Source organism: Roseibium aggregatum IAM 12614, assembly GCF_000168975.1.
Classification (GTDB): domain Bacteria; phylum Pseudomonadota; class Alphaproteobacteria; order Rhizobiales; family Stappiaceae; genus Roseibium; species Roseibium aggregatum.
This window is the reverse complement of record NZ_AAUW01000011.1, coordinates 216272-233139: the sequence shown is the minus strand read 5'-3', so window position 1 is coordinate 233139 and position 16868 is coordinate 216272. Positions and strand designations below refer to the sequence as shown.

At 59.5% G+C, this 16868-nt stretch carries 14 protein-coding genes; 7 read left to right on the top strand and 7 right to left on the bottom strand.

What is annotated here, in order from left to right; translation table 11 throughout:
• Both SIAM614_RS32045 and SIAM614_RS16575 read right to left on the bottom strand, forming a co-directional pair.
• A partial coding sequence (locus SIAM614_RS32045; protein WP_006936206.1) for an NAD(P)/FAD-dependent oxidoreductase occupies window positions 1–159 on the bottom strand: 159 nt, incomplete at its 3' end.
• 21 nt (window positions 160–180) lie between these two features.
• Window positions 181–1212: a mitochondrial fission ELM1 family protein gene (locus SIAM614_RS16575; protein WP_006936204.1), complete on the bottom strand. Its 1032-nt coding sequence runs from the start codon at window positions 1210–1212 to the stop codon at window positions 181–183.
• A gap of 202 nt (window positions 1213–1414) precedes the next feature.
• On the opposite strand from SIAM614_RS16575, the gene SIAM614_RS16570 reads away from it, so the two are divergent.
• Both SIAM614_RS16570 and SIAM614_RS16565 read left to right on the top strand, forming a co-directional pair.
• The gene (locus tag SIAM614_RS16570) at window positions 1415–1882 is read left to right on the top strand and encodes an Lrp/AsnC family transcriptional regulator (RefSeq protein WP_040440478.1); all 468 of its coding nucleotides are present in this window, start codon (window positions 1415–1417) and stop codon (window positions 1880–1882) included.
• A gap of 34 nt (window positions 1883–1916) precedes the next feature.
• Window positions 1917–2267, top strand: a complete 351-nt coding sequence (locus SIAM614_RS16565) for a VOC family protein (protein ID WP_006936202.1) — start codon at window positions 1917–1919, stop codon at window positions 2265–2267.
• A gap of 36 nt (window positions 2268–2303) precedes the next feature.
• Here SIAM614_RS16565 and SIAM614_RS16560 read toward each other — a convergent pair whose 3' ends face one another.
• From SIAM614_RS16560 to SIAM614_RS16545, 4 genes are all read right to left on the bottom strand, one after another.
• Entirely contained in the window at window positions 2304–2771 is a 468-nt protein-coding gene (locus SIAM614_RS16560; RefSeq protein ID WP_006936201.1) for a hypothetical protein, read from the bottom strand.
• 245 nt (window positions 2772–3016) lie between these two features.
• Window positions 3017–3490, bottom strand: coding sequence for a transcription elongation factor GreA (gene greA, locus SIAM614_RS16555; protein WP_006936200.1), 474 nt, complete (start codon window positions 3488–3490; stop codon window positions 3017–3019).
• Window positions 3491–3605: 115 nt separating this feature from the next.
• Window positions 3606–6968 (bottom strand): carbamoyl-phosphate synthase large subunit, encoded by a 3363-nt coding sequence (carB, locus tag SIAM614_RS16550; protein ID WP_006936199.1) that lies wholly within the window; start codon window positions 6966–6968, stop codon window positions 3606–3608.
• Window positions 6969–7139: 171 nt separating this feature from the next.
• Window positions 7140–7418: a helix-turn-helix domain-containing protein gene (locus SIAM614_RS16545; protein WP_006936198.1), complete on the bottom strand. Its 279-nt coding sequence runs from the start codon at window positions 7416–7418 to the stop codon at window positions 7140–7142.
• 869 nt (window positions 7419–8287) lie between these two features.
• Between SIAM614_RS16545 and SIAM614_RS16535 the strand changes: the two genes are divergently transcribed.
• A complete protein-coding gene (locus SIAM614_RS16535) occupies window positions 8288–8725 on the top strand; it encodes a MerR family transcriptional regulator (protein ID WP_006936195.1) in 438 nt (145 codons plus the stop codon).
• A 161-nt stretch (window positions 8726–8886) separates the two neighbouring features.
• Here SIAM614_RS16535 and carA read toward each other — a convergent pair whose 3' ends face one another.
• Window positions 8887–10071 (bottom strand): glutamine-hydrolyzing carbamoyl-phosphate synthase small subunit, encoded by a 1185-nt coding sequence (carA, locus tag SIAM614_RS16530; RefSeq protein WP_040440477.1) that lies wholly within the window; start codon window positions 10069–10071, stop codon window positions 8887–8889.
• Between the two features lie 245 nt (window positions 10072–10316).
• Between carA and SIAM614_RS16525 the strand changes: the two genes are divergently transcribed.
• From SIAM614_RS16525 to SIAM614_RS16510, 4 genes are all read left to right on the top strand, one after another.
• A complete protein-coding gene (locus tag SIAM614_RS16525) occupies window positions 10317–10811 on the top strand; it encodes a GatB/YqeY domain-containing protein (RefSeq protein ID WP_050789415.1) in 495 nt (164 codons plus the stop codon).
• A gap of 174 nt (window positions 10812–10985) precedes the next feature.
• On the top strand, window positions 10986–12932 hold the full coding sequence (dnaG, locus tag SIAM614_RS16520) for a DNA primase (protein ID WP_006936192.1): 1947 nt from the start codon (window positions 10986–10988) through the stop codon (window positions 12930–12932).
• A gap of 534 nt (window positions 12933–13466) precedes the next feature.
• Window positions 13467–15455: an RNA polymerase sigma factor RpoD gene (gene rpoD / locus SIAM614_RS16515; protein WP_006936191.1), complete on the top strand. Its 1989-nt coding sequence runs from the start codon at window positions 13467–13469 to the stop codon at window positions 15453–15455.
• Window positions 15456–15561: 106 nt separating this feature from the next.
• Window positions 15562–16860 (top strand): DUF930 domain-containing protein, encoded by a 1299-nt coding sequence (locus SIAM614_RS16510; RefSeq protein WP_006936190.1) that lies wholly within the window; start codon window positions 15562–15564, stop codon window positions 16858–16860.
• Window positions 16861–16868 lie beyond the last annotated feature (8 nt).

Genomic DNA, 16868 nt, shown 5'->3' with positions numbered 1-16868 from the left:
GGGGTAGTTCTCCACATCGGTGGTGATGGTGAGCTGACCGCCCGGTTGAATACCGGCCACCAGCGTTGGTTCCATCATGGCGCGCGCAGCGTATATCGCCGCCGTGTAGCCGGCCGGGCCGGAGCCGATGATCAGAAGTTTGCTGTGTTCCGTGCTCATGGGCGCACCTTTATCCTGTCTTCATGTCCCGGCGTTGACATGGCCGGGTTGGCCCATTTGGGCGTTGTTCTGGTTTTGCCGGAAGGCCGAAAAATCGCTCAAGATGCGTTGAACGATCGCCGGTGTGGCATCTATCGGCTCGTAGGTAGTGGTTTTCAGCGGACCTGGAAAGGGGTGAATGACACCCAGGCGTCGCAAAGTCCCCAAAAACCGGGTGATCTTGTCGTGACCGCCGCCCGGTTCGAACACATGGACCGGTTTGCCGGTGGCTGTCGCCTCGCCGATCATGTTCGTGGAATCGGCGGTTGCGATGATGGCGTCGGCTTTGGAGAGAAAAAGGCCGTAAGGGTTCGGCTCTTCGCCGGTCCAGTAAAGATGGTCTCCCGATTTCGCCAGACCCGCCAGACCATAGGCCAGCCCGGCGGGCGTCCGGCGGGAGGCGGTGATCATGAAATGCACATTGGAGGTGTGTGCAAGTTCGCGAAGGCCGTTCAAAAGACGGCTCTGGTCGTCTTCGGAAAATCTGTGGTGCCGGCTATCACCGCCAACGAGCACCGCGACACGCGGCCTGAGCAGACTGTCGATGTCTGCAGCCTGCTGCCTGCGAAGCTCAGCCAGCTTTGCGGCAGAGAACCTGTGCGGTGAGGTTGGTGTCACCAGAACATTGCGTCCGCGAAGCTTGTCGTGTTCGGGAACCCAGATCAGGTCGGCAGCGTCCGGTCCGGTGCGCGGGTCTTTCAGGAACACGGTGAAGGTCCGTCCGCCGGACAGGCGTTTGACGCGGCGCAGATAGGCGACCGTCCGGCGGCCCGAGGCGATGACGATATCCGGATAGGGCGGGGCGATCGGGCTGCCGGGGCAGGTCTCCCGCTCCCGCAGATCGATCGGACCGAAGGGCATGAACCAGGAAAAAGGCGCGCGCGGCGCAACCTGGCGCTCTTCGAAGGGGGCACCAAGGGCTTCGGCGACACCACGGCACTGCGCGACATCGCCTGCCTTTCCATCTGTCAGGATCCAGAGGGAAGAAGGGGTTTTCTCCAGCGATAAAGGCATATTTTGGAGACGTTCCCCTATCGTAATCTTTCGAAATCGTGCGCAATTTTGTTATAGTCTTGCACAAACGCGCAAAAAATCATAACTCGGCACCACAAATAGAGGTTAGCTTGGGATTCCGGTATCGGGCAAGGCAACAGTCTTGCGAAAGGCCCGGATGCCCACAGCATGACGCCTCATGCGAAGCGCGAAGGAGACAGGTTTGAAAGCGCGGCTCGATGCCATTGACTGGCAGATCCTGAAAGAATTGCAGGATGACGGACGGATGACCAATGTGGAATTGGCCCGTCGGGTCGGCATTTCCGCTCCTCCCTGCCTGCGCCGGGTGCGCGCGCTGGAGGAAGCCGGGCTCATCCTGGGCTACCGGACCCTGCTCGACGAAAAGCAACTCGGCTACGACGTTACCGCCTTTGCGATGGTCGGGCTGCACAGCCAGACCGAGGCGGATCTGATTGCCTTCGAACAGACGGTTCAGAACTGGACGCTGGTGCGCGAAAGCTACATGCTGTCGGGTGAGGTCGACTTCCTGCTGAAATGCGTTTCTCCGGATCTGCAGACCTTCCAGAATTTCATCATTCGCGAATTGACCGCAGCGCCCAACGTCGACAGCGTTCGCACGGCTCTGACGATCCGCCGTACAAAGGATGAGCCTGTCGTTCCAATCGATTGAAGTCCGAACCGACTGCACGAAGGGACAAGACACCGTGGCTGTGAAACGGGTCGTTGCCAACATCGCATCACCGGATACCGGCAAGGCGAAAAGCTTCTATGGCGACGTGCTGGGCATGGACCTGGTGATGGATCATGGCTGGATCGTCACCTTCGCTGGGGAGCGCGGTGCGATGGCTCAGGTCAGCATTGCGGCTGAAGGCGGCGCCGGGACGCCCGTGCCCGATTTTTCGGTCGAAGTCGACAACCTTGAAGAGGTGCTGAAAAGAGCGCGGGCACAGGGCCTCGTCATCGAATACGGGCCTGTGGAAGAAGACTGGGGTGTGCGGCGCTTTTATGTGCGCGACCCATTCGGGCGGCTTGTGAATATTCTGCAGCACGCCTGATGCCGCGCCTGCCAACCTGGCAGGCAGGCAAACCGATCAGGCTCTCGATGTCACCTTCCTGACCTTCTTCTGCATTCGCCGTATCAGGGAAATATCCCTGAGAGCTGCGGTCGCCAGAGTGAAGGAGACCGTCAGGAACAGGATGGTCGTCAGCACCGCGACAGGCAGCATCTGATCGTAGTGGTAACTGTCGATCATATGGTCGAGCGGATCGATGCCGGAATAGAACCTGCTGCGAATTATGTCGCTGTAGGTGGTGATACCCAGGTTGCCGTTTTTCAGATAGCGCAGCCCGAATACGACCACAAAGACGCAAAACGCCAGCACGATCAGATAGCCGGCCATACGTGCGGCGAACATGAAAGCGCTTTCATGGCGCTGTGCGACAAGACGCTTGAACATCAGGCGTTCGCGGGCGGTGAGCCTGGAAAACAGAAACCAGCGGCAAATCCATAACGGAACCGACGCGATCAGCAGCCATACGGCAATCGCGTTAAAGACCATTGCAAACCCTCCGACACTTTCTGGTTGTCAGATTAACGGCTCTGGTGTGCACGTCAAAGGGAAAGCGCAGATTTTGCTGCGGCTTAAGGACCGTCACAGGACGCGCGTACGTTGCCGGCAAGTGTCTGAAGTCAACCGTTTCCTGGCCCCCGGGGATCCACGACATTCAACCGGTCAGGCTCGAATGCCCGGGACCCCGGGGGCGGGAAGGCGTTTGCCCGAGGCAAATCCGGAAAGGCTGGGGATCAGATGAAACGGACGTCCACGATCTCGTAAGACCGGGCACCGCCGGGGGCGGCAACTTCGACGCTGTCGCCGATGGACTTGCCGATCAGAGCACGCGCGATCGGAGAAGAAATGGAGACCTTGTTGTGCTTCACGTCGGATTCGACGTCGCCAACGATCATGTATTTCTTTTCTTCTTCGGTGTCCTCGTCGATCAGCGTGACAGTTGCGCCGAACTTGACGATGTCGCCGGACAGCTTGGACACGTCGATGATCTCGGCGCGGGACAGTTTGTCTTCCAGTTCCGAAATACGGCCTTCGTTCAGGCTCTGGGCTTCTTTCGCCGCATGGTATTCCGCATTTTCCGACAGGTCGCCATGAGCACGTGCTTCTGCAATCGCATCGACGATGCGCGGGCGCTCAACCGAAGTACGTTCCTTCAGCTCATCCTGAAGCATCTTGTACCCGGCGGAGGTCATCGGAACTTTTTCCATTGGTCTCAGACCTTCAGCTTATTGGGTCCCCCTAATCTCCGAGGACCGCGCTTTGACAAAAACAAACCAAGCCGGGAAAGGCGCGCTTTCCCGGCCGGTCACGAGTATATTAGCCTTAGCCGAAGTAGGATTGTAAAGGTCTTACTTCAAGGCTCCCAGCTTTATGGGCGGCAATGCCTTTGGCCGCAGCCACTGATCCTGCAAGGGTCGTGTAATACGGCACCTTGTTCAGAAGAGCTGCCCGGCGCATCGACCGGCTGTCGGAGATAGCTTGCGCACCTTCGGTCGTATTGAAGACGAGCTGAACCTCACCGTTCTTGATAGCATCAACGATATGCGGCCGGCCTTCAAGAACCTTGTTGATCTTCTTCACCGCAATCCCCTTTTCCTCCAGGAACTTCTGGGTTCCGCCGGTGGCGATGATGGTGAAGCCGCCGGCTTCCAGGCTGCGGACGGCGTCAATCACGCCGGCCTTGTCTTCGTCGCGCATGGAAACGAACACGGTGCCCTTGTCCGGAACGCCCGTGCCGGAGCCGATCTGGGACTTGGCGAAGGCCTTGCCGAAAGCGGTGTCCAGGCCCATGACTTCGCCTGTCGAGCGCATTTCCGGGCCGAGGATCGTGTCGACACCGGGGAAGCGGGCGAACGGGAAGACGGCTTCCTTGACCGCGATATGGTCGAGTTTCTTTTCCGACAGCCCGAAGGATGCAAGGCTTTCGCCCGCCATGATCCGGCTGGCGATCTTCGCAACCGGTACGCCGATTGTCTTGGCGACGAAGGGAACGGTGCGCGAGGCGCGCGGGTTGACTTCCAGAACGAAGATCTCGCCGTTCTTGATGGCGTATTGCACGTTCATCAGGCCGCCGACTTCCAGTGCCAGAGCCAGCGCCTTGGTCTGGCGCTTGAGTTCTTCCAGCATGTCTTCGCCAAGCGAGAACGGCGGCAAAGAGCAGGCGCTGTCGCCGGAATGGATGCCGGCTTCCTCGATGTGCTCCATGATGCCGCAGACGAACACGTCCTTGCCGTCGCAGAGCGCGTCGACATCCACTTCGATGGCGCCGTCGAGGTAACGGTCGAACAGCAGCGGGTTCGTGCCCAGAACGGTGTTGATCTGACCTGTCTTGTCGTTCGGATACTTGGCGCGCACCTCGGCCGGGACCAGCTCCGGCAGAGTGCCGAGCAGGTAGGAGTTGAGCGCTTCCTCGTCGCGGATGATCTGCATGGCGCGGCCACCCAGAACGTAGGACGGGCGCACGACCAGAGGCAGTCCGAGCTGACCGGCGATCAGGCGGCCCTGTTCGACGGAATAGGCAATGCCGTTTTCCGGCTGCTTCAGGTCGAGCTTGATCAGGAGCTTCTGGAACCGGTCGCGGTCTTCTGCAAGATCTATCATGTCGGGAGAGGTGCCGAGAATCGGCACGCCGGCCTTGACCAGCGCCTGGGCCAGCTTCAGCGGGGTCTGGCCGCCGAACTGGACGATGACGCCGTGGAGCGTACCGTTCTCCTGCTCCTTGAGCATGATTTCCAGGACGTCCTCAGGGGTCAGCGGCTCGAAATAGAGGCGGTCGGACGTGTCGTAATCGGTCGAGACGGTTTCCGGGTTGCAGTTGACCATGATGGTTTCGTAGCCGGCGTCTTCCAGAGCGAAGGCGGCGTGACAGCAGCAATAGTCGAACTCGATGCCCTGGCCGATCCGGTTCGGACCGCCGCCCAGGATTACGACCTTCTTGCGATCGCTCGGGTTTGCCTCGCAGGCAGGCTTGCCCATGAAGGGAGCTTCGTACGTGGAGTACATGTAAGCGGTCGGCGAGGCGAATTCGGCGGCGCAGGTGTCGATACGCTTGTAGACCGGGTGTACGTCCAGCTCCTTGCGGAGCTTGGCGACATCCGTTGCATCGAGATCGGCAAGGCTTGCCAGGCGCGCGTCGGAAAAGCCCATGGCTTTCAGTTTGCGCAGGTTCACCGCATCCTTCGGCAGGCCGAGCTTGCGGACCTTCGCTTCCATTTCCAGGATGGCTTCGATCTGTTCCAGGAACCAGGTATTGATGCCGCTGGCCTGGTAGATTTCTTCAACGCTCATGCCAAGGCGCATGGCCTGGGCGACGTTGAGAAGCCGGGTCGGCGTCGGCGTCGAAACGGCGGCGCGCAGGGCGTTGCGGTCATCGCCCTGGTCAAGTCCGGGAATGTCGGTTTCGTCGAGGCCGTTCAGGCCTGTTTCCAGTCCGCGCAAGGCCTTCTGCAGGCTTTCGTTGAAAGTCCGGCCGATGGCCATCACTTCACCGACAGACTTCATGGCAGTGGTCAGCGTCGCTTCGGAGCCCGGGAATTTTTCGAAGGCAAAACGCGGGATCTTGGTGACGACGTAATCGATGGTCGGCTCGAAGGATGCCGGGGTGGCGCCGCCGGTGATGTCGTTCTCCAGCTCGTCCAGCGTATAGCCGACAGCCAGCTTGGCCGCGATCTTGGCAATGGGGAAACCGGTTGCCTTGGAAGCCAGGGCAGAGGAGCGCGACACGCGCGGGTTCATTTCGATCACGACCAGGCGGCCATTGTCCGGATTGACCGCAAACTGCACGTTCGATCCACCGGTTTCCACGCCGATCTCGCGCAGAACCGCGATTGAGGCGTCGCGCATGATCTGGTATTCCTTGTCGGTCAGCGTAAGGGCCGGCGCGACGGTGATGGAATCGCCTGTATGCACGCCCATCGGATCGACGTTCTCGATGGAGCAGATGATGATGCAGTTGTCCGCCTTGTCGCGGACCACTTCCATTTCATATTCCTTCCAGCCGAGCAGGCTCTCGTCGATCAGAACCTGACCGACCGGCGATGCATCAATGCCGGAGCGGACGATGGTCTCGTATTCTTCCCTGTTGTAGGCAACGCCGCCACCGGTGCCGCCTAGGGTGAAGGCAGGCCGGATGATGGCCGGCAGGCCGATCTCGTCAATGGCGCGCATGGCTTCCAGATAACCGGCGTTGCGGTCGTAGCCGACGATCCGGCCGTTTTCGTCGTGGATTGCCGGGGAGGAGGCAATGGCCGCGCGCGGGTTTTCCAGACCGATGACGTCCATCGCTGCCCGGAACTTTTCGCGGTCTTCGGCCTTTTCGATAACATCGGCGCGGGCACCGATCATTTCGACGCCATATTTTTCCAGAACGCCCATCTGTTCCAGGTCGAGCGCGCAGTTCAGCGCCGTCTGGCCACCCATGGTCGGCAGAAGCGCGTCCGGGCGCTCCTTCTCGATAATCTTGGCCACCAGCTCCGGCGTGATCGGCTCGATGTAGGTCGCGTCAGCCAGGTCCGGGTCGGTCATGATCGTCGCCGGGTTCGAGTTGACCAGGATGATACGATACCCTTCCTCGCGCAGCGCCTTGCAGGCCTGGGTGCCCGAATAGTCGAATTCACAGGCCTGACCGATGACAATCGGACCGGCACCAATAATCAGGATGGAAGAGATATCTGTGCGTTTTGGCATCTCGGCTCGCAGCTCGCAGCGGCCTTTCCGGATAGCGGGGCCGCTATTCGGTCTGGCTCGTACATGAAGGTATGACTATGTTGGCTGAGCGCGTCTTATAGGGAAAAGCTGCGCAGGAGGGAACCCCGCCAGGTCGTGAAAGTCGACCTTTTGCGGGCTAAAATCACGACTTTATTCCGGCTTGGCGGTTTCTGCGGGCAAAGCGATCGTTGTCTGGCCGTCGAAGTCGGCGATCCCTTCTGACAATGCATAGCAGGCAAGGCGGATGGACTTCGGAATTTCGACGGGCCGTCCGTCGCGATTCCCCTTCTCGTAATACTGGATCATGCGCTTCTTCAGGCCGAGACGGTCCGCTGCATCCTTCTGCTTGAGCCCGAGCGCCCGGCGCCAGTGGCGGAACTGCTGCGGGGTCATGCCAGTCGCGTTGTCTTTTGATTTTGAATCGGCCATTTCGTCTTATTCCAGAATACCTTGGTTGCGGGCAGTCACCTGTGGTTTTGCCCGTCCGGTAGTTCTGACAGAAATAACCTTGCTCATCGCTTGTCAATCAGGAAGTGCACAATGTGCTCTTTTGCATCGCTCTGAACGGTTGAATGTTCTCGCATAATTGACCGTGTGGACAAAAAATTGATACACTTATCTACTGGTGCAATGGCCAGCTTTTTTATCGTAAACTCAATGAAAACTCTTGTTTTTCTGCCGGGCGTGATCATGAATTGATATTCGCGCATTGCGGGTATTGTTCTGCAAACCCTGCCGATTTTCGTCTGGAAAAGGACGATTCCAGAACTTTTTTGTCTACATAGTATCTAGGTTATTTTCACCAATCGTAATAAACAGCAGGGTTAAGATTAAGGTAGGTAAGTATTTTTTCCTTGGTCGCTGCCGTCAGGTAAAGAAAATTTATAGTGGATTCCTATATTCAAGAAAAGCTGTGTTGTTATAGTCAGATTATCGATAATTAATATTTGTACGTGTTTTGACTAATTCTCCATGAATAAACATTCATAGATGTGTGTCCTTCCTGGTTATTTTTTAGTTTTGGTTTTCGCACAACTGAAACTTTCATAAAAACAGGTCAATATTCCTAATTTTGGCGTAGATTTTAACTGTCGATCCGGTGTATTAAACTATTGCTTAGTCTCCTATGAGTTTGGCGTTGGGAGCCTCTGAAGCGGCGAGCATCGCGCTCAAGGCTGAAGGGGCTGTAATTGCGGTGCTAGTGGGACCTGATGAGTTGGTGGTGGGACCAGCGAGTCGGGAGTGCGGCAAGACCCGGCCAGACTTGGAACAAGAAAGACAAGATCGGGCTTAAAAGAATGAACAATGTAGCTACCAAAATGGTCGTGGTGCCGGATATCGCCGGGCCTGGAGAAGAAGTGATGCTGGACGATCGCAATCTTGCGATCTCGGAAATGTCCGAACGGTTCGACGTCACTCTCCGCACTCTTCGTTTTTACGAAGAAAAGGGCCTCCTGAATCCGGTTCGCAAGGGTGCGCGCCGTTTCTACGGTCCGCGTGATGTGTCGCGGATGCGGGTAATCCTTCAGGCCAAGAAGATCGGCCTGACGCTTGCTGAGATCCGCCGCGTGATCAAGCTGGTGGAAGGCAACGACAAACGCGAAGACCAGTTCAAGGAACTTCAGGAAATCTGCCTGGCGCAGCAAGACATTCTTGCCGAACAGAAGCAGATGCTCGACGAGCAGATTGCGGAAGTCGGCGAGATCCTTTCGGCGTTTGACGAATTGGTCAAATAAAGACCACCGGCATTGAGCCATCAAAAAACCCCGGCGCGCTCTGCACGCCGGGGTTTTTGTTTGAGAGAGCCATCGTTTGCGGAGCACATTGACCGCCGGCGGGTTCAGCCTGAGGGACGGGAAGCGGGGCCGTGGCCGCCGGTTCCCGGAACCAGCTAAACTCAGGCTGCCGACTTCGCGCTTTCCATCAGATCGGTGAACCGTTTGAACAGGTAATGACTGTCGCGCGGGCCGGGCGATGCTTCCGGGTGGTACTGGACGGAAAAGACCGGCTTGTCCTTCATGGCCAGGCCGCAGTTGGAACCGTCGAACAGGGAAACGTGTGTCTGCTGAACGTTGTCCGGCAGACTGTCCGCATCGACCGCAAAACCGTGGTTCATCGAGGTGATCTCGACTTTGCCGGTGGTGTGGTCGAACACCGGATGATTGGCGCCGTGGTGTCCCTGATGCATCTTGAGGGTCTTGCCGCCAAGCGCCAGCGCAAGCATCTGGTGACCGAGGCAGATCCCGAACGTGGGGACGCCCGCATCAACGATCTTCCGGATCATCGGGACGGCATAGTCACCCGTTGCGGCAGGATCTCCCGGGCCGTTGGACAGGAACACGCCGTCCGGGGCATGCGCCAGAACGTCTTCAGCCGTTGCGGTCGCCGGAAGCACGGTCACGTCACAGCCGGCATCGGTCAGGAGACGCAGGATGTTGCGCTTGATGCCGTAATCGATGGCAACGACCTTGAACTTGCCGCCCTGTGCCTCGCCGAAACCTTCGTCCCATTTCCAGGTTGTCTGGTGCCACTGGTGCGACTGGGAGGTGGAGGCGTCCTTGGCAAGGTCCATGCCGACGAGGCCGGGCCAGTTTTTGGCAGCTGTCTTCAGCGCGTCTATATCGAAATTTCCGTCCGGCGAATGCGCGATCACGCCGTTGGGCACGCCGTTTTCGCGGATCAGCGCAGTCAGGGCGCGGGTGTCGATGCCGCTGATGCCGATCAGGTTACGGCTCTTCAGCCAGGCGTCGAGGTGTTTTGCGGCCCGGTAGTTGGCCGGATCGGTGATGGCGGCTGCCAGCACGACACCACGGATGCCGCTGTCCGCGGCCATGTTGACGGTCTCGATGTCTTCATCGTTGGTGCCGACATTGCCGATATGCGGAAATGTGAAGGTGATGATCTGACCGGAGTAGGACGGGTCGGTCAGGATCTCCTGATACCCCGTCATTGCCGTATTAAAGCAAATCTCACCAACGGCTTGGCCAGTTGCACCGAGGCCCTGACCTTCGATTACACTGCCGTCGGAGAGCACAAGCAGGGCGGTCGCCGGGGTCTCAGACCATGCGTCTGCAGTCGTCATGTCTTGTTTCCAGATCTTGTTGGTGACATCATGCGCTGCAGGAAGGGCGTCTGCGGCGGGCCGAAAAGCCCGCAAAAGGCCGCCTGCATTAAGCGCGGGACTCTATGGGAAGCGGCTTGGATCGTCAATATTGATCCTCTGAAAAAAGATCTTTAAAATTCAATGGCTTGGCTGAGAAAATGGAATGGCGCCCCTGAGCGCCGGGCCTCAGCGCGGCAGGGGTAGGGTGAACCATGCGCGACATCATGCGCGAAAGAATCAATGCTGCCCTGAAAGCGGCGCAGGACGAAGGTGACAAGCGCCGGTGCGCCACTTTGCGTCTGGTGCAGACCGCCGTGAAGGACCGTGAGGCCGCTGCTCGTGAAAACGGCAAGGACGGCGTCAACGAAACTGAAGTGATTGAGATCCTTCAAAAAATGATCCGTCAGCGGGAAACCTCCGCGGAAGAGTTCGAAAGCAGCGGGCAGCTCGATCTGGCCGAGCAGGAGCGGGAAGAGCAGGAAATCATCCGTGAATTCCTGCCGGTGCAGCTCAGCGACGAGGAAATGCAGAAGATCTGCGAGGAGACGGTCAAGGAGATCGACGCGCATGGTCTGCGTGACATCGGCCGCTGCATGAACGAACTGAAGAGCCGTTATCCGGGGAAAATGGACTTCGTGCAGGCGTCCTGCCTGGTGAAGGACATGCTGCGGGCCGATGGCGGCGAGCAGGCCAGCAGCAGCACCGGAAAACAGGACTGAGCCGCCACCCCAGCCGGTGAGGCTTATGCACAAGGTTTCCAGAAGCCGGGCAGGTGGTCCGGCACCACTGGAAACAACCTCGAAGACATTCTATTTTGGCTGACCGACCGTCGGTGCCTGAGTGTGCCAGCGGCAGGAAGCCGTTCTCTGTGATCCGGACCCGAACACTGTTCCATGCGTTTCGAACCGCGCCTTCTCGATGAAATTCGTGCCCGTCTGACCTTGTCGGATGTCGTCGGGCGGCGTGTGACCTGGGACAGGCGCAAGACGCAGCCGGGCAAGGGCGATTATTGGGCCTGCTGCCCGTTCCATCAGGAAAAAAGCCCCAGCTTTCACGTCGACGACCGGCGCAACCGCTACAAGTGTTTCGGCTGCGGAGCGTCCGGAGACCATTTCACCTTCCTGTGCGAAACCGAGGGACTGAGTTTTCCCGAGGCTGTCGAGCGCCTTGCCGAGCAGGCCGGTGTCGGGCTGCCTGCGCCTGATCCTCAGGCGGCGCGGCGTGAGAAGAAGCGGGCAGGGCTTGCCGACATCTGCGAAATGGCGGCGCAGTTTTTCCAGGCCGAATTCGCCGGCCCGCGCGGTGATGCCGCCCGCGCCTACACTCAGAAACGAGGCCTGGCACAGGAAACCCTGCGCGAGTTCCGGTTCGGGTTCGCGCCCGACAGCCGGGACGCGCTGAAGGGATATCTTGCTGCACGCGAGATCCCCGAGGCTGCCATGATCGAGGCTGGGCTGATCATCAAGCCGGAGGATGGACGCCCGTCCTACGACCGGTTCCGCGGGCGGTTGATGATCCCGATTCACGACGACCGCGGCCGTGTGGTCGCCTTTGGAGGCCGGACGCTCTCCCCCGACGGGCAACCGAAATATCTGAACTCGCCGGAAACGCCGCTGTTTCACAAGGGCGTCATGCTCTTCAATGCGCACCGCGCTCGTGAACCTGCCTTCAAGAGCGGCGAGGCGGTGGTGGTGGAAGGCTATCTCGATGCGATTGCCCTCTGGCAGGCGGGTATCCACCACGTGGTCGCCTCTCTGGGAACGGCCTTTACCGAAGACCAGGTGGTGCGGCTCTGGAAATTCGCTCCCGAACCGGTGATCTGCTTCGACGGCGATGCGGCCGGGGTTTCAGCGGCGCACCGCGCCATCGACCGGATCTTTCCGGTGCTCAAGAGCGGCTATTCCTTCCAGTTCTGCTTCCTGCCCGACGGCATGGACCCCGATGACCTGATCAAGCAGCGCGGGGTCACCGGCTTTCATGACGAGGTGGAGCGTGCGCAGTCCCTGTTTGAAGTGGTCTGGGACCGGGAGATCTCCGTTTCCCGGCTGGACACGCCCGAGCGCAAGGCGGCGCTGGAAAAGCGGTTCGACGATCTGATCGGCACCATTCGCGACGAGCGGGTGCGCAGGCGGTATCAGCTCGATTTGAAGTTCAAGCTGTCCAACCTGTTCTTCGAGCAGGCACGCCAGTCCCGGCAGGGGGGCAAGGGCGGCCGATCCGGCGGGGCAGCCGAAGCGGGTGTGCCGCTTGGCATGGCGCGTGAGCGGGTTTCGGCCACCCATGATTTTGGAACGGAGCGTCTGGTGCTTGGTTTGAGCATGCGCTTTCCGTATTTGCTTGACCGGAATTTCGAACGGTTTTCCCGGTTGCCTTTCGCCAATGACCTGCACAGAGAGCTGCGCGATATTCTGTGCCGGATCGTCGACGATCTGGAAGCGACGCCCATTGCCGAGCTGACCAGCGCCTTCGAGGAACCGCTTCGGGACATCATGGGTGAAATGATGCTGGAAACCATCGGTATGCAGCAGCAACGCGGGGCAGAGTTTTCCGCGCTGACTCATCGCTTCCCGCTTCTGAAATCCAATCCGCCGGAAGATTTCATCGAAGCGGCCTATCTGCATTTTCTCGACGTTCTGGAACTCAATGCACTGGAAGACGAATTGTCGTCGGAACTGGCGACGGCGGACGAGCAACTCGATGAACATTCCTGGATGCGCATTCAGGCGCTGACACAGGACCTCAGCCGGCGGCGGGAGGAATGCGCGCGGGACGAAGCCGATCTTGCCGAACGCGCCAAAAAGATCCGCACGGCGCCCCCGGTTGCAGTGGCAGCGCATTGAGGTGCAGCGGTTGACAGGTGCTTGATGCGGTGGCAACACCGCACCAGCTTGACGGGAAGGGAACTTTCGGAGCGGCAGTCCGTTTCTATGGGGCTGGCCGGCGTTGAGGCTGAAATCGCTCACTTTCGTGTCCGCAACGGCACAAAAATGGCATTTTCCAATTGACCGGTGACGAATCACACTTGCGAATCGCGTGAGCCGAGCTAAATAGAACGTTTGCAGCCCTCAAGCGCCGGAGCTTCCAAGCCCGCTCGCGGCAAAAGTCTTAAATATCGCTGCAACCCGAATGAACACCTTTTACGCATTCGTTTCCGGATGCCGACAGAAAAGGCCGTGTGCTGCGTCGATGCTGAAATATGCCAATGTCGAAAAGTGTACGGTTAATTGGGACTTAAGGGACACGGCTTACAACCTTATCAACAGTGATTCTTTCAGACGCCGCCGCAACAATTGCTGGCGCGCTGAGGCTGAATTGGGTTGAAGCCAAACATAAGGGCGCGGCGTAGCCGGACCGGCCGCGAACTGGAGCACAATATGGTAGCCAAAGCGACACAAGCAGACGACACACAGGAGCAGAGCACAGACGGCCCTGACGGCCCTCTGCTGGACCTGTCGGATGCCGCTGTCAAAAAGATGATCAAAGCCGCCAAGAAGCGCGGCTATGTGACCTATGACGAACTGAACGAGGTTCTGCCCTCGGAGCAGGTTTCATCGGAAAAGATCGAGGACACCATGTCCATGCTGTCCGACATGGGCATCAATGTGATCGATTCCGACGAAGCCGAAGAAGGCCCGGAAGAAGTCGATGGCGGCGATCTGGTGGCCGCCAGCACGACGGCACTTGCCAAGAGCACCACGAAAGAGCCGGCCGACCGCACCGACGATCCCGTGCGCATGTACCTGCGCGAGATGGGCTCTGTCGAACTGCTGTCGCGCGAAGGCGAAATCGCGATTGCAAAGCGCATCGAGGCCGGCCGTGAGGCAATGATCGCGGGTCTTTGCGAAAGCCCGCTGACCTTCCAGGCCATCATCATCTGGCGCGACGAATTGAACGAAGCCCAGGTTCTGCTGCGCGACATCATCGATCTGGAAGCAACCTATGCCGGACCTGATGCCAAGGCCGGTCCGGCCGTTGCCAACGACGACGTGGCACCGGGCGAAGGCAATTCGGAAAATTCCGGCGGTGCGTCGGAAGACACCGAGAGCGAAGACGGTGAAGGGGACGGCGATGACGACGACGACGAGTTCGAGTCCAACGTTTCCCTGTCCGCCATGGAAGCCGAGCTGAAGCCGGGCGTTCTGGAAACCTTCGACAACATCGCCGACAACTACAAGAAGCTTCGCCGCCTGCAGGATCAGCTGGTGGAAAACAAGCTGGCCAACAAGACCCTGTCGCCGAGCCAGGAGCGCCGCTACAAGAAGCTGAAAGAAGACATTATCGTCGATGTGAAGAGCCTTTCGCTCAACCAGAACCGTATCGACGCCCTGGTTGCTCAGCTCTACGACATCAACAAGCGTCTGATGGGTTATGAAGGCCGCCTGCTGCGTCTGGCCGACAGCTACAACGTCGACCGCACCGACTTCCTGAAGCAGTATCAGGGCGCCGAGCTTGACCCGAACTGGCTGCGCAAGGTGGCCAACCTTTCCACGCGCGGCTGGAAGAACTTCATCGCCAAGGAAAAGGAAACGGTTCGCGAGCTGCGTCAGGACATCCAGACGCTGGCCACCGAAACCGGCCTGGAAATCACCGAGTTCCGCCGCATCGTTGCGATGGTGCAGAAGGGCGAGCGTGAAGCTCGCATCGCGAAGAAGGAAATGGTCGAGGCGAACCTGCGTCTCGTGATTTCCATTGCGAAGAAATACACCAACCGCGGCCTGCAGTTCCTGGATCTGATCCAGGAAGGCAACATCGGCCTGATGAAGGCGGTGGATAAGTTCGAATACCGGCGCGGCTACAAGTTCTCCACCTATGCGACCTGGTGGATCCGGCAGGCGATCACCCGTTCGATCGCCGACCAGGCCCGCACCATCCGTATTCCCGTGCACATGATCGAGACGATCAACAAGATCGTCCGGACATCGCGTCAGATGCTGCATGAAATCGGACGCGAGCCGACCCCGGAAGAGCTGGCTGAAAAGCTGCAGATGCCGCTGGAGAAGGTCCGCAAGGTTCTGAAGATCGCCAAGGAACCGATCTCTCTCGAAACGCCGATCGGCGACGAGGAAGATTCTCACCTGGGCGATTTCATCGAGGACAAGAACGCGGTTCTGCCCATCGATGCGGCCATCCAGTCGAACCTGCGCGAAACGACCACCCGCGTGCTTGCCTCGCTCACCCCGCGTGAGGAACGCGTGCTGCGCATGCGCTTCGGCATCGGCATGAACACCGACCACACGCTGGAAGAAGTCGGTCAGCAGTTCTCGGTCACCCGCGAACGTATCCGCCAGATCGAAGCAAAGGCGCTGCGCAAGCTGAAGCACCCGAGCCGGTCTCGCAAGCTGCGTTCGTTCCTGGACAGCTAAGCTGCCGGGAAGAGCCAGAAACATCGAAGAACCCGGCGGAAACGCCGGGTTTTTTTGAAACTTCCAACCCGAAACCAACCGGCAACTCTGCTTTAAGGGCGCTCTATTGGCCATCACCGCCGACATGGACCGGAACGTGGTCGGGATCGAACCTGCCGACCGGCGGCTGTTCCTGTGGGGCCTTGGTGTCTCGGCGGTGCTGCATGCGCTGGTGGCCCTGATGCTGCTCGAAGGGGTGTCGGGTTATACGACCCAGCCCCTACAGGATGTGGTTGAAGTCGAATTGCTGCCTCCGCCGCCGCAGGAGGAACAGACTCCACCTGTGGAACTGCCGCAGCCCGAACCGGAGCAGCCTGAGCAGGAAGAGGTGGAGACCCCGGAACAGCCCGAGCAGCCGCAACAGGAACAGGCGGAGGAAGCCCCGCCGCCTCCACCGCCCCCGCCGCCAGCTGATAGCGAGGATCTTGCCGAGACGCCCGAAGCACCGCCGGAGCCTTCCGTCTTGCAGGAAGTGACTGAATTCGGCGAAGAAGACACCGGCCTGCAAGGGGAAGAGGAAACGCCGCCAGCGTCTGCAGAGAGCACGGCCACCGAGGGTGAGGAGCAGGCGGCAGCTGACGCGCAGACGGAGGACGCCCAGGCGGGCGAAACGGACGCCGGCGAAGGGGACGGCGAGGGCGAAGGCCAGCAGGCTGACGCCGCTGAAACCGACGCGCCGCAGGAGGAGGCTCCTGAGGACGCGCAGGATACGGCCGCCGAAGACACTGCCGATGACACCGATGATGACGGCGACGCTGCCGACGAGACGTCGGATGTTGCCGAAACACCCGAACAGCCGGATGCCGTGCCCGCGGAGACCGCCGGAACAGGCGCGGAAACGGACACGAGTGAGACCGGAGAGAAGCCCGCTGAAGACTTCGGCATTGTCGGGCCGATCGCAACCAACAAGACGCCGGCTCCCAAGCCGCCGAAACCGGTAGCCTCTCCGGAGCGCAACCAGGGCGGTGGAGGCCAGGCTTCAGGTGGCTCGGAAGGGCCCCCGGCCGGAATGCTTGCGGCGCGCGAACTCTATTCCCGCGATATCCTGGACGATCCGCAGGCGCGCACAGCCATGCGCGGCATGTCGGAGGGCCAGCGGCTGAACCTGTTGTGCATGACCGAGCTGAGAGAGCAGATTGCCTCCGTCAGTGCCTTGCCGCCTGAGCTGTTGCCGTCTTTCCGGCCGCGCGGTGGTAACGTGCTGCAGCCGCGTATCGCCGCGTTCCGCAGTCTCGGACGCTGGTTCGACGTTGCCTTCCGCTGCGAAACGGACGAAGGGGTGACGCGTGTGGAACGGTTCTCGTTCAAGATCGGCAAGGAGATCCCGCAAAGCCAGTGGCTGGAACGGGGCCTGACGGGGTTTTGAAACCCGTC